This is a genomic window from Candidatus Atelocyanobacterium thalassa isolate ALOHA, assembly GCF_000025125.1.
Taxonomy (GTDB): domain Bacteria; phylum Cyanobacteriota; class Cyanobacteriia; order Cyanobacteriales; family Microcystaceae; genus Atelocyanobacterium; species Atelocyanobacterium thalassae.
In genome coordinates this window covers 301,321-314,711 of the sequence record NC_013771.1, presented here as the reverse complement: position 1 = coordinate 314,711, position 13,391 = coordinate 301,321, and the positions used below count along the sequence as shown (strand labels likewise).

At 30.7% G+C, this 13,391-nt stretch carries 11 protein-coding genes and 1 pseudogene; 6 read left to right on the top strand and 6 right to left on the bottom strand.

Going from position 1 to position 13,391, the window contains the following annotated elements; translation table 11 throughout:
* Nucleotides 1-3 precede the first annotated feature (3 nt).
* The 3 genes from UCYN_RS01350 (at nucleotide 4) to UCYN_RS01340 (ending at nucleotide 2,247) form a co-directional block, all read left to right on the top strand.
* On the top strand, nucleotides 4-879 hold the full coding sequence (locus tag UCYN_RS01350; RefSeq protein WP_012953699.1) for an ABC transporter permease: 876 nt from the start codon (nucleotides 4-6) through the stop codon (nucleotides 877-879).
* Between the two features lie 39 nt (nucleotides 880-918).
* On the top strand, nucleotides 919-1,236 hold the full coding sequence (locus tag UCYN_RS01345; protein ID WP_012953698.1) for a hypothetical protein: 318 nt from the start codon (nucleotides 919-921) through the stop codon (nucleotides 1,234-1,236).
* 234 nt (nucleotides 1,237-1,470) lie between these two features.
* Entirely contained in the window at nucleotides 1,471-2,247 is a 777-nt protein-coding gene (locus tag UCYN_RS01340; protein WP_012953697.1) for a PspA/IM30 family protein, read from the top strand.
* A gap of 170 nt (nucleotides 2,248-2,417) precedes the next feature.
* On the opposite strand, the gene guaA is transcribed toward UCYN_RS01340, so the two are convergent.
* The 5 genes from guaA to UCYN_RS01315 form a co-directional block, all read right to left on the bottom strand.
* Nucleotides 2,418-3,995, bottom strand: a complete 1,578-nt coding sequence (guaA, locus tag UCYN_RS01335; protein WP_041487816.1) for a glutamine-hydrolyzing GMP synthase — start codon at nucleotides 3,993-3,995, stop codon at nucleotides 2,418-2,420.
* 519 nt (nucleotides 3,996-4,514) lie between these two features.
* Nucleotides 4,515-5,483: a tRNA dihydrouridine synthase DusB gene (gene dusB / locus UCYN_RS01330; RefSeq protein WP_012953695.1), complete on the bottom strand. Its 969-nt coding sequence runs from the start codon at nucleotides 5,481-5,483 to the stop codon at nucleotides 4,515-4,517.
* A gap of 138 nt (nucleotides 5,484-5,621) precedes the next feature.
* A complete protein-coding gene (gene rsmI, locus UCYN_RS01325; RefSeq protein ID WP_012953694.1) occupies nucleotides 5,622-6,479 on the bottom strand; it encodes a 16S rRNA (cytidine(1402)-2'-O)-methyltransferase in 858 nt (285 codons plus the stop codon).
* Between the two features lie 205 nt (nucleotides 6,480-6,684).
* Complete coding sequence (locus UCYN_RS01320; protein WP_012953693.1) at nucleotides 6,685-8,169, bottom strand: FAD-dependent oxidoreductase; 1,485 nt, start codon at nucleotides 8,167-8,169, stop codon at nucleotides 6,685-6,687.
* 309 nt (nucleotides 8,170-8,478) lie between these two features.
* Nucleotides 8,479-9,948 carry a TldD/PmbA family protein gene (locus UCYN_RS01315; RefSeq protein WP_012953692.1) on the bottom strand — a complete coding sequence of 490 codons (1,470 nt, stop codon included), beginning with the start codon at nucleotides 9,946-9,948 and terminating at the stop codon, nucleotides 8,479-8,481.
* Nucleotides 9,949-10,262: 314 nt separating this feature from the next.
* Here UCYN_RS01315 and UCYN_RS01310 point away from each other — a divergent pair.
* Together UCYN_RS01310 and pgsA are read left to right on the top strand one after the other, a co-directional pair.
* Nucleotides 10,263-11,457 (top strand): annotated as a pseudogene (locus UCYN_RS01310) (tetratricopeptide repeat protein).
* 28 nt (nucleotides 11,458-11,485) lie between these two features.
* A complete protein-coding gene (pgsA, locus tag UCYN_RS01305) occupies nucleotides 11,486-12,022 on the top strand; it encodes a CDP-diacylglycerol--glycerol-3-phosphate 3-phosphatidyltransferase (protein ID WP_012953689.1) in 537 nt (178 codons plus the stop codon).
* A gap of 76 nt (nucleotides 12,023-12,098) precedes the next feature.
* On the opposite strand, the gene yidD is transcribed toward pgsA, so the two are convergent.
* Complete coding sequence (yidD, locus tag UCYN_RS01300; protein ID WP_041487815.1) at nucleotides 12,099-12,335, bottom strand: membrane protein insertion efficiency factor YidD; 237 nt, start codon at nucleotides 12,333-12,335, stop codon at nucleotides 12,099-12,101.
* A gap of 131 nt (nucleotides 12,336-12,466) precedes the next feature.
* Between yidD and UCYN_RS01295 the strand changes: the two genes are divergently transcribed.
* Nucleotides 12,467-13,342: an alpha/beta fold hydrolase gene (locus tag UCYN_RS01295; RefSeq protein WP_012953687.1), complete on the top strand. Its 876-nt coding sequence runs from the start codon at nucleotides 12,467-12,469 to the stop codon at nucleotides 13,340-13,342.
* Nucleotides 13,343-13,391: the final 49 nt, after the last annotated feature.

Below are 13,391 nucleotides of genomic sequence, written 5' to 3'. Positions count from 1 at the left end.
CTTGTGCTTTCTGAGAATAAAGATTTTTTATCGCCAAATTCTATAAGTAATACTTGCCAAGAACAAAAATTTTTATCAAAATTTTTACAAGAAACCTTAGCTATGACTAAGCGTTTATTTATTCAATTGTGGCGTCGGCCTTCAACCTTAATAGCAGGTATTGTTCAACCTTTTATGTGGTTAATATTATTTGGAGCATTATTTCATAATGCTCCAGAAGGGATATTTGAAAGTAATATTAATTATGCAAAATTTTTATCACCTGGAATTATAGTATTTACAGCTTTTTCAGGATCATTAAATGCAGGGCTTCCTATAATGTTTGATAGGGAGTTTGGATTTCTTAATCGTTTATTAGTTGCTCCACTATCTTCTCGATATTCTATCGTTGCATCTTCTACTTTGTATATTGTAAGTCTTAGTTTACTTCAAACAGGAGTTATCATAATAGCAAGTTCAATGTTAGGAGCTGGAATTCCAAATATTTATAATTTAGCAGCAATTATTCTTGTCGTTTTATTAACTGTTTGTGGAGTAACAGGAATGAGTCTAGGACTTGCTTTTGCATTGCCAGGTCATATTGAACTTATCGCTGTTATTTTTGTAACTAATCTACCTCTACTTTTTGCAAGTACTGCTCTTGCTCCTTTATCTTTTATGTCGAGATGGTTACAGGTTATTGCAAGTTTAAATCCTTTAACTTATGCTATTGAATTTATAAGGTATATTTATGTTTATGGAAATTTATCTATGAATGATATTGTCTTCAAGGCTCCTTTTATCGAGTTAACCGGGATAAAAATCTTGCTCCTGTTACTAGGATTTGATATGTTAGTTTTGCTTTCTATCCAACCACTATTGCGTCGAAAATTTAATTAATTTAAACCTAATAACTATCTATAGGAGTAATAACTTTAAATGTTTAAAAAATTTGAACCAATCAAGTTCCTATTTTTACCAATTTTTCTGTTAGTTACTTTTGCAAGTATTCCAAAAGCTTATTCTCAATCCAAAAAGCCAATCAATACGGATTCTTACCAAAATGGTAAAAATTATGAAACTGAAGGATCAGAAAACCTCATAAATCCTTTAAATTTAATGCACAAAACTAATTTTCAAAGAAGCCGCAATGGTGGCGAATTTATAGAAGATACTATGGATAATCTTAGCGAAGCTACTAAATCCTTTCGTGAAAATCGAATTAAGGCAATTAGACAACAGGAATTGAAAGACTAAATACAAAACAGTAATAGGAAAAGTTAGAATAGATTATCATACCATTATAAATTTCTTATTATTGCCGTATACTTATTAAATACATTTTAAGTTATCTAATTAATGTCAAGTTAATGATTAATTGAAAAACAACTGATAAACTAGAAATTAATATATCTCAATTAAGAGATAAAAATGTTATTTTAATCATAAACCTTAGTAAAATTTATCAATATCAAGAGGAAATAAAATATTATGGGACTATTTGATCGTCTAAGTCGGGTCGTGAGAGCTAATCTTAACGATCTTGTCAGCAGAGCAGAAGATCCAGAAAAGGTTTTAGAACAGACACTTGTTGATATGAGTGAAGATTTAGTTCAATTAAAGCAAGCTTTTGCTCAAAGTCTTAGCTCCCAAAAACGGATCGAATCGCAGTATAAAAAATCACTTATGGAGGCTAACAATTGGGAACAAAGAGCAAAATTAGCTATATCAAGGAAAGAAGAAGACCTTGCTAGAGAAGCACTGGTACGTAAGAAATCTTACTCTGAAACTGCTTTGACTCTCAATGAGCAGCTTAACCAGCAAAATGCTCAACTTGAAACAATGCGTCAAAATTTAGCTACTTTAGAAAGTAAAATCGGAGAGGCTAAAACTAAAAAAAATATTCTTATTGCCCGTTCAAAAGCAGCAAAAGCTACTCAATCTTTACAAAAAACCATGAGTGGATTAGATACAAGTACTTCTATGTCTGCTTTTGAGAGAATGGAAAGCAAGGTTTTAGATATGGAGGCTCAGTCTCAATCTGTAGGAGAGCTTGCAGCGGCTGGAGTTGAAGGTCAGTTTGCCCAATTGGAAGCTAGTAGTGAAGTAGACGAAGAGCTAGCAATGTTAAAAACTCAAATATCTGGTTCTAGTACTCCACAAGGTATTCTTCCTGAATCAACCGAAGATAGTGATTTTTCTTCTAAAGATCAAATTACTGATGATGAAGAGTTAGAAAAACTTAAACGAGAGTTAAATAATATGTAGTTACGAGAATAAAAACTTATGAAAGTAATAACTTCAAGAAGTTCTTCAGATGAAGGATCTTGAAGTTTATATTTTTAAAACTTATAAAAATAAATACTAAAACTCAGCCATAGCATCGTAATTTAATTAATATTAAATTACGATGCTATGGCTGAGTTTTAGTATTTATTTTATTCCCATTCAATTGTTCCTGGAGGCTTTGAAGTGATGTCATAAACTATACGATTTACTGCTTCTACTTCATTAACGATACGATTAGAGATAATTTCCAAAAGTTCATAAGGAACCTTGGCCCAATCTGCAGTCATTCCATCTTCACTAGTAATAAAACGTAATACTATCGGATGAGAGTAGGTACGTTTATCTCCCATAACTCCAACACTTCTAATAGGTAGTAAAACAGCAAATGCTTGCCAAAAGTCATGGTATACACCTTGTTTACTTATCTCATCTCTTACAATAAAGTCTGCGTCTCTTAGTATATTTAAACGCTCTGCAGTAACTTCTCCGATTATACGAATAGCTAGTCCTGGTCCGGGGAAAGGATGTCGTCGCACAATTTCTTCGGGTAAGCCAATAGATTGGCCAACTCTTCGAACTTCATCTTTGAATAATTTGCGCAAAGGTTCAACTAATTTAAACCTTAAATTTTTGGGTAATCCGCCAACATTATGGTGACTTTTAATTTTAACAGCAACTCTTTCTCCTGTACTAGAGTTGATATTAGTGTCTGCAGATTCTATTACATCAGGATAAAGTGTACCTTGTGCTAAATAATCAAAAGGTCCCAAACGTTGTGATTCTTCTTCAAATACTTGTATGAATTCATGCCCAATAAGATGACGCTTTTCTTCAGGGTCGACAATTCCTTCTAATTTTTTTATAAAACGTTCTCTTGCATCAACATATTCGACAGGGATATGAAATTGTTTACTAAATATGCTTACAAGACGTTCCGGCTCTCCTTTTCGCATAAAGCCTTGGTCGATAAACATACAAGTTAAATTATCGCCAATAGCTTGATGCAATAAAAAAGCTAATGTTGAAGAGTCTACTCCTCCAGATAGAGCTAGTAAGACTTTTCTGTCTTTAACTTTTTTACGAATTCCATCAATAGTTTCATCAACAAAAGCTTTTGTAGTCCATGTAGGCTCACACCCACAAATGTGATAAACAAAATTACGTATAATCGCAATTCCTCCTACAGAATGTACAACTTCTGGATGGAATTGCACTCCAAAGAGCTTTTTATCATGATTGGCAATTGCAGCACATGGTGTATTCTCTGTATGAGCTAAAATAGAGAATCCTTCAGGTAGTTTTGTGGATGAATCTCCATGACTCATCCACATAATAGAACCATCTTCTAAATTAGTAAATAGATCTGTTGGATCATCTATTCTCAATAATGCTTTACCATACTCTCCATACTTAGCTTTTTCAACTTGTCCTCCAAGTTGTTGTACCATCAACTGCATTCCGTAGCAAATACCTAAGATAGGAATACCAAGATCCCATATTTTTCTGTCACATTGTGGAGAAAAGTCACTATAGACGGAATTAGGACCTCCTGAAAAAATAATTCCTTTTGGATTAAGTTCACATATTTTTTTTATATCAGTTTGATAGGACATAACCTCAGAATAAACGTGTGTTTCTCGTATTCGACGTGCGATTAATTCTGAATACTGAGAACCAAAGTCAAGGATGACTATCATTTGATGATTATGATTGAAGCTATCACCCATAACGTTTATTGGAAGAGTCTCTGAGTTGTTGTTAATAAAAGAATTTTGAGTAGTCACGTTTGGAGGATCCGGACAAATAGTTAATAAGTAATAAATTCTATTTTTAATATATGTATATACAAATAGAAATTTAGAAGTTTTAAAATTAGATACTCTCGTTAATATAACATTTTTTTGAATTATCTACTGAAATTAAATGAAAATTAACTTTTATTGAAAGGTTAATTATTTATCTTCAAGAAAGATAGCAACAAAATATTTATGAAACTATTAAGGTTAGAAACTAATTATTATTTTTAATAATGCTGTGTAATATACAAGAGAATTGCTGTATTAGACAATATAAAACATTTAATTTATTCTTTCGTACACATAGCAAATTTTTAAAAAACTGTATAAATATTATCAAGTGGTATCTCTTACAGACTACATAATAATTTATTCTATGACTGAAACAATTATAGATATCTCTAAATCTAATTAGTGGTTACAATTTAACAAGATCTTTAGCATATTTTTTTATGTGCATAATTCAATACCTTTATCTAATAATCTATAACCTTCCTCTATACTTTCAATACATATAATTTTTTTTCTTAATTCTGATGCACCAGGAAATCCTTGACAGTACCAGCGAAGATGTTTTCTTCCCTGATAAATCCCTTGATTACCTTTATATTTCCACAGTTCTTTTAAATGTTCTTTAGCGCATTTCAGCCTTTGATAAGGAGTAATTATTTGTGAACAATATCCTGTTTGAAAAAAATAATCTATTTCTCCTACAAGAAACGGGTACCCTAAAGTTCCTCTAGAACACATAACTCCATCTGCATTTGTTATTTCCAAGCATTTTACTGCATCTTCAATAGAAAAAATATTGCCATTCGCTATTATTGGAATAAGTAAATTTTCTTTAATTTTTTTAACCCATTTCCAGTGAGAAGTTCCGTTATAGCCTTGATCTCTAGTTCTTGCATGAATAGTTAGCATAGCGGCTCCGGCATCTTCCATCATTTTTGCAAAATCTAATATATCAATACCACTATCATTCCAACCAATTCTTGTTTTCACAGTAATCGGTATTTTTACTATTCTTGTAATTTCATAAATAATTTTTTGAGCCACTTTAGGTTGTTTTAATAATGAAGAGCCCCCACCTTTCTTTGTGATCTTATTAACTGGACATCCCATATTTATATCAATTATTTGAGCACCTTGACTTTCTATTTTCTTAGCTGCTTCTACTATAAAGTCATAACGAGAATCAAAAATTTGTACCCCAATTGGTTTTTGTTCAATATCAACAAGTTGTTGCACTTTCTTTAAATGACATAATTCCGTTGCATTAATCATTTCAGTATAAATCATGGAATTAGGAGAATAACGTCGAACTAACTTACGAAATATCCGATCCGTTACTCCGGCTAAAGGTGATTGAAAAACTCTACTATTAAGGTTTAAAGATCCTACCTTTAGTGGAGAAGACATTTTTTTTTAAGCTGAGAAGACATATGAATCATAATTTCTTCTATTGTTTAGTTTTTATGAAAGAGACTATGCAAAACTTTTACAGTTTATTCTTTTAATAATTTTCTACTACTATTATCATAATAAAATCGCTAGCAACTATAAATTATTTAAAGATAATTCATAAATTTCACGACGGGAAAATTTTACTGTTGTAGCTAAATATTTGCTTGCCTGAGATCTTGTCATTCCTCTTTCTAGTAATTTTTGCAGTTCAATCTTCACCTGTTCGATATTTAAATCTAATAAGTTATCTTGAGAACAACCAGATAAAACTAATGTAAATTCTCCCTTAATATTTTTATTTTGTTGATAATGTAATACGGCTTCTTTGAGACTGCCCCTCCAAAATTCTTCATAATATTTAGTCAACTCTCTTCCTAATACGATTTGGCGATCATTACCAAATATTTTTACGAAATCAATCAAAGTTTTTAATAAACGATGGGGAGATTCGTAAACAACAATTGTACGGGGTTCTTTTTTTAATAAGTTCAAACGCTCTTGTCTTATTTGAAATTTAATAGGTAAAAAACCTTCAAAAACAAAACGGTTGCTAGGTAATCCTGAAGTTACAAGAGCTGTGACAACTGCCGTAGGTCCAGGAATTGGTACTATGGGGATATTTTCGGCAATACATAGGCATACTAAATCATAACCAGGATCTGAAATACCTGGCATACCAGCATCACTTACTAAGGCAATTATATTTCCTTGTTTTAATTTGCTTAATAATTCATTTTGACGCGTTACGCAATTATGTTGATGATAACTAATCTTGGGAGTGTTTATTTGGAAATGATTCAAAAGCTTAGCAGTATGACGAGTATCTTCTGCCGCAATCATATCAACTGATTTTAGAATTCTAATTGCTCTTAGTGTTATGTCTTCTAGGTTACCAATAGGTGTTCCTACTATATACAAAGTTCCTAAGTTTAATTCTTTTTTGTCTACCATAGTGATTGTCTGCAAAAATTATTTATTGAATCTATCGTTTTGAGTCAAAAAATAATAATTAGAGTAATATCTTTTAAATATTTCATTTTGGAACATTTACTTAAAAGTAACTTAATAATAAATATTATATATAGTTATTAGAACATCTATTCGTGCTAATTTTCACTTTTAAGACTAGTATTATAATCTTGATACATATATAGTATTATTTAATATTGTACAAGTAGCTGTTTTCAGAAATTTGAAAAGAAAATGAATTGGCAACTAGACCGTTAGTCTTGATTTCAAGATCATTAGTGGATTGAAATTGTAACCTAGGATTTATTTCCTGAAAATCTAATAAAGTTTTTACTCTTTGATAAGTTTGATAGGCTACAGTAGGGAAAAAAGAAAATTTACCTGGCAAAATACATATATAATTACTGTTCGGTTTTGATTCAATCCAATAGCTATAACGCCGTTTCTGCTCTTCTTCACTAACAAATTCAGTTTTTGCACATTCATAGCTATATAGTTCCCTACTATACAAGTTTTTATCTCCAAAATAACGCTCTGCTAATTCTAAGATAGGATCGGTATTGATCTCATCACTTGTTTCATTATTAATATAACCAGAATTAGCTAATATTGAATAAGCATGACTGTTAGGATCTGATCGTCTTAGAAAGTGGTTGAAATGAAAGTTATTTTTAGTAGACATTCTAAAAAAATTGACATCAGTAAGAGGAGGAACAGCAACTACCATCGCACTTTTATTACATTTTAACCTTGCTCTAATTTGCAAATCTCGCAAGAATGGTTCAAATCCATTTCCAACAGCAAAAATAAATAGTCGCGCCTTAAACTTTTTTGATAATCCTTCTTTAGTTTTACATAATAGACTTTTTAATCGAACAGGCCCATAATTATCCATTGACAATTTTTCGATTGTGATTCCCGTTTCAAAATTCACACCGTGATTGAGGGAACTAGACACTAGATCCTTTAAAATTTTATTGGTATTCATAGAGCAATCTAGAGTTTTAATATAGCCATAACCATTAGTCTTTATTCCATATGACAAATTAAATTGATTGCAAATATTACGAATAGTTGTCGTTGATTGTTGTAGAGAAGATTCTATTTTTTCATTATTTTCAACTTGAGCATAGGTTGGAGCAATACATTTATTATCAATTAACCAGTTATGTTGTTCTCCATAAGCAGCCTCTAATCTTCCTAAAACCCTTTCTTTTTGATTATTAATATGTATTAAATCACTTTTAAGACGAGAAAAATGAATTTCTGGAGAATCAACTTGAGGATGAATCAAGTAAACTGGTGAATTATCAAACCAACCTCCTAATTTCGGAATAACTGAAGGTGTAAAGAACCCAGCTTTCTTCTCTAATAATTCAACATTACATTGAGAAGTAAAATATGGAGTATAAAAGTTTATTAAATCCTCGACTCCATTCACACAATTAATAAATGTTTGCGCATCATCTTGTCCAGAATATAATGCTCCGGTATGATACCATCCTTCTAGTTTTCCTGAAGATTCAGTCCCTAAATGAGAGGCTTTATCTAAAAGTTTAATAGATAAATTACTGTGACGAGCTAAAAATTCTGCAGTTGCTATTCCAGCTATACCACCGCCGACTATAATAACATCAACATATTCAATCTTTGTGATTTTAGATGAATTCATAGTTTTAAATCTAAAATATATTTCGCTTTTTAGTTATTGATAGTATCAATAATTCTAATAGTTTTAAGCTATATTCTAAATTAATTTTACTTCCAATTTTATTTATACTTCAAAAGTGTATAAAAAGACTCATTTTTGATAAAGAGAAAGATCAAGAAATTTTAAATATTTGCTACAAAAATTTGTTAAAGAATAAACCAAATAAATAACTTATAAAGCATATTTGATTTTTTTAAATAATACTTAGTCACAATAAATACCTTTTATAAGTATATTCTATATGATATGTACTTTCTAAGTTTTTTATTTTTAACGCCCACCTACAGTAATTCCATCAACTTTAATATGTGGCTGACCAACAGTAACATAAATGCTACCGCTCGTAGAACCACAAAATCCTGGAGCGTACTCTAAATCCTGTGAACACATTGATATTTCGTTCATTATATTTTGAGCTGTTCCAATCAAAGTTGCTCCTTTTAAAGGTTTTGTTAATTTTCCTTTTTCAATTAAGTATGCTTCAGAAACGGAAAAATTAAACTCACCTGTAACCCCAACACTACCACCACCCATTTGCTTACAATAAATTCCTCTATCTATAGAATCAAAAATATCTTTTGTAGAACAATTGCCAGGGGCAATATATGTATTTCGCATTCTAGATGTTGGAGCATAAGCGTAGTTCTGACGCCTTCCATTACCTGTACGAGGAGAACCGGTACGAAGGTAACCAGCCCGATCAGATAAAAAGTTTTTTAAAATACCGTTTTCAATTAAGAGAGTTCTTTGAGAAGGCATTCCTTCATCATCCATATCAATACTTCCAAAAGCTTTTTCTGATGCCCCTTCATCCCAAGCAGTTAAATTTTCATGAGCAATTTTACATCCTTTTTTATCTATAAAAGGAGTTGTATTAGTTTCTATTTGAGTAGTTTCTAAAAGATGTCCGCAAGCTTCATGGAAAATTACTCCGCCAAATTTATTAGCCATAACTATAGGATAGTTACCTGATTCAACGAAATCTGCATATAGCATTTTTCCAGAAGATTCTGCGATTTCTTCTGATGCACTTTCATAATCCCATTCTCTTAGAAAGTTAATATTACTGGTATCACCAAAACGTTTGTTTATTAAACTACGATCTTCTCTATCTGCACATAAAAGAGAATATCCTACAGATTGGGTAAGACGAATATCTCTAGCAAAAGTACCATCACTAGCAGCTACTAAAATTTCTTGCCAATTTCTAAAATAAGTAGAGCGTCGAGACTGTATGTGATTAGCTTTTTTCGCAATAGTTTTATTGGCTGAAAGTAAAATTTGTCCTATTTCTTCAATTTGGATACATTCTGGCAACCATGATTCTTTATCTTTATGTGTAGTATAGTCTCTTAATATTTCTAAATTTACTTCTGGAACATAAGCATTAGAATAAGGTAAGCTTAAATCTAATATGGATAGCCCTTTTTCCAAAGCTATCCTAAGGCCTTTAAATGAAATATTATTAGTACTTACATAACAATCGGCTTTTCCTTTAAAAATACGTACTCCAGCTCCAGAAGACAGAGATGGAGAAACAGCTGTAATAATATCTTCTTCTCCTAGACAACTTAAATAGTTAGTTCTTTCTAAAAAAAACTCTAAAAAATCTGCTCCTGCAGCTCTTCCTAGTCCCAATAAGATACTTAAAGGTTTTCTCCAAGTTTCATCAAAGTGTTCACGACTGGGTTGATAAATTAGTTGAGGAATTTCCTTTGATGTTAATAGAGTTAATGACATATGATGATTTATATTAATCTTTAATAAAGGTGAATCACTAACACACTCATATACAATGATCTTTTATTATTCTTTGAGATAATGAGATAGTAATGAGAAGTAATCTAAAAAGAATAACTTATCTTGTATCAATACCTTTTTATATGAAGCATTTTTTGAAACATAATAAGTGAAATATTAATGCTCCAAACATTATAGGAAAAATTCACTTAATATTATTTGAGCATCATTAATTACAGTATTAGTTTATTAACAATATACTACATAAAGAATGACTTTTACTGCAGAATCCTAACAACTTATCAGATTAAAAAATGACAGAACTTAGTCTTTGCATGATTGTTAAAAATGAAGAGGAAAGGTTAGCTAAATGTTTAGATAGTGTTAGCGAATTAGTTGATGAAATGATAATTTTAGATACTGGCTCAACCGATAAAACTGTGTCAATTGCTCAGAGTTTTGGAGCAGTTGTTCCTTTTTTTAAGTGGAATAATGATTTTTCAGCAGCAAGAAATGAATCTTTAAAATACGTTAATAAAGATTGGGTATTAGTACTTGATGCTGATGAAGTCCTTAACAAAGAGACCATTCCCAATATAAAACAAGCGATTTGTCAAAAAAATAATTTAGTAATTAATTTAATACGTCATGAAATAGGAGCATCCCAATCACCTTATTCTTTAGTTTCTCGTCTATTTCGTAAGCATGCAAATATTTCTTTTTCTCGTCCATATCATTCTTCCATAGATGAGAGCATAAATAAGTTATTAAAGATAGAAGATTATTGGAAAATTGTAGATCTTCCTTCAGTTTCTATTTTCCATTACGGCTATACACCGAGCCAAATTTTATCTTTAAACAAACATAACCGTGCTACGGAAGCGATGGAAATTTTTTTGAAAAAATTTCCGCATGATTCATATACTTGCAGTAAACTAGGAGCCTTATACTCTCAAGCGGGTAAAGAAAAACAGGCTGTTAAATTATTCAAACAAGGCTTAAAGTTTAACCCAAAAAACCCTCATATATTATTTGAATTACATTACCATTTAGGTAATATCTATACTAAAACTAATAATAACGAGCAAGCAATTAAACATTATCAAAAGGCAATAGCTCAAAATCTTATGGATTGTTTGAAGCTAGGTGCTTATAACAACTATGGAGTCGCATTACAAAACATAAAAAGATTTAAAGATGCAGTAAAAGTATATGAAATAATTTTAAAAATTGATCCTAATTTTTTAAATGGCTACTATAATCTCGCTATAATCTTAAGTACTATGGGAGAATTAGCAAATTCTGCAATTATTTATAAAAAGTTAATTTCTCTTGATCCTAGTTGCGCTCAGGCTTATCAAAACTTTAGGAGTAGTTTTATTTAAGTTAAAGAAAGTGACTAAAAGTTCTGAAGCCTTTCATAAAGCCATAAGTCTTTACGAGGTACAGAATAAACAGACAGAGGCAGACATGCTGCGTGATAAGCTACAAGAAATAGGTATTTGGTAAATTTATATTATATTTATAAAAATTATTAATGAACATCCCTAACTGGATTACTATTAGTCGTTTACTAGGAGTCTTTTTCCTCTTCTATTTTTTGATTACACCTCTTTTTTTCAGTCGTTGGCTTAGTTTGATAGTTTTTCTTACGATAGCATCTACAGATTGGCTAGATGGATATTTAGCTAGAAAAATGAATCAAGTTACAGATTTAGGTAAATTTCTTGATCCATTGGTAGATAAAATTTTTATAATTTTGACTTTATTAGGTTTAGTAATAATAAAGCAAATTTCAATATGGGGAATAATTTTAATTATAATAAGAGAAGTAGGAATAACTTGTTATCGAATTAATAGTATTAAAAATAAAAAAGGACCTAAAGAAGCTAAAATTTGGGGTAAAGCTAAAACTGTAAGTCAGATAATAGCTATTGCTTTTCTTATTGCACCTCTTTCTCAAAGCTGGGATGAATTTACTAATATATTATTTTGGATATCTGTAGCTTTAACATTAATATCAGGGTTGATTTATATTATTCTTGATATTAAAGTAAAGACAAATAAAATTTAAAATATATAACTTCATGTCTCATTAGAGCAAAACTAAAAAGTACTCTACATATAATTTTTAATTTATTTTACAGCACTTATGTTTTAACTTTAGGTGGTACAGGATCATATTTTGGAGTACTGAAAGGATTACAACGGAAAAATCTTTTAACTCCTAACAACGTTCCATGTAAAGGGCCAAACCTTTCAACAGCTTCTAGCATATATTCTGAACATGTTGGTTGAAATCGACAACTAGGAGGTAGAAATGGAGAAATATATTTTTTATAACCTTTAATTAAAATTAGTAATATTTTTGTACTAACAAGTTGAATATTCACAGAAATAAAGTTAAGCATCAGAACTCCATATAAATTACAATTAAATAAGACTACTGGCATCAAATGGTTTTAACTAAACAATGTCATTATGACTTTTCCGTGGGATAAGACACAACATTAATAATATGCCAACTATAAATATTTTAGGAGTTTCTCACGCTTATGAATTGATCCCATCTTCGTCTAATTCATCTAAACCTGTTTTGATTTTTGTTCATGGTTGGTTATTAAGTCGTCAATATTGGTCTCCTCTTATCAAAAGACTTTCTAAAAAATATTCTTGCCTCATATATGATCTTAGAGGATTTGGAGATTCCCAACCTATAAATAACTTTGTATCTCAAGAGATACAAATATCTTCTCCTTATTCTCCAGAAACTTACGCAAAAGACTTAGTCATTCTATTAGAAAAATTAAAAATTCACAAAAGTTGGTTGATAGGGCACTCTGTTGGAGGAAATATTGCATTATGGGGAGCTGAACTTTGTCCGGAAAAAGTTCAAGGGGTCATCTGTTTAAATGTTGGCGGTGGTATATACCTTAAAGAAGAATTTGAACGATTTCTTCTTGTTGGACAACAATTAATTAGGTATAAGCCTACTTGGCTATTAGGCTTTCCTGTAGTTGAAATTCTTTTTTCAAAAATTATAATAACAAATTCTATAGCTAGAAGATGGGGAAAACAGAGAGTAATAGATTTAATAAAAGCTAACCCAATAGCTGCGTTAGGCTCTTTATTGAATTCAACTACTGAAAAAGAAGTTCATGTATTACCACAAATTGTTGCCTGTTTATCGCAGCCAGTATATTTTTTAGCCGGAGGACAAGATAGATTGATTGAGTCTCAATATGTAAGATACCTAGCTAGTTTTCATAAGCTCTTTAGTTTCCAAGGTAAAAATGTTATTGATTTTCCAAACTGTGGACACATGCCTATGATAGAAAAGCCTGAACTTCTCGAAGAAAAAATGCTAGGAATTCTAATTGCACATAAGCTTTGAACAATCAACTAGTTTATTCAAATCATCCCTTGTAAAAAATAGACATTGT

Excerpts from the sequence above, each read along its gene's own strand:
- UCYN_RS01295 (WP_012953687.1), top strand. The coding sequence starts at position 12,467 with ATGCCAACTATAAATATTTTAGGAGTTTCTCACGCTTATGAATTGATC.
- pgsA (WP_012953689.1), top strand. The coding sequence starts at position 11,486 with ATGAACATCCCTAACTGGATTACTATTAGTCGTTTACTAGGAGTCTTT.
- rsmI (WP_012953694.1), bottom strand. The coding sequence starts at position 6,479 with ATGGTAGACAAAAAAGAATTAAACTTAGGAACTTTGTATATAGTAGGA.
- UCYN_RS01320 (WP_012953693.1), bottom strand. The coding sequence starts at position 8,169 with ATGAATTCATCTAAAATCACAAAGATTGAATATGTTGATGTTATTATA.
- dusB (WP_012953695.1), bottom strand. The coding sequence starts at position 5,483 with ATGTCTTCTCCACTAAAGGTAGGATCTTTAAACCTTAATAGTAGAGTT.
- guaA (WP_041487816.1), bottom strand. The coding sequence starts at position 3,995 with ATGGGTGATAGCTTCAATCATAATCATCAAATGATAGTCATCCTTGAC.
- UCYN_RS01345 (WP_012953698.1), top strand. The coding sequence starts at position 919 with ATGTTTAAAAAATTTGAACCAATCAAGTTCCTATTTTTACCAATTTTT.
- UCYN_RS01315 (WP_012953692.1), bottom strand. The coding sequence starts at position 9,948 with ATGTCATTAACTCTATTAACATCAAAGGAAATTCCTCAACTAATTTAT.
- UCYN_RS01340 (WP_012953697.1), top strand. The coding sequence starts at position 1,471 with ATGGGACTATTTGATCGTCTAAGTCGGGTCGTGAGAGCTAATCTTAAC.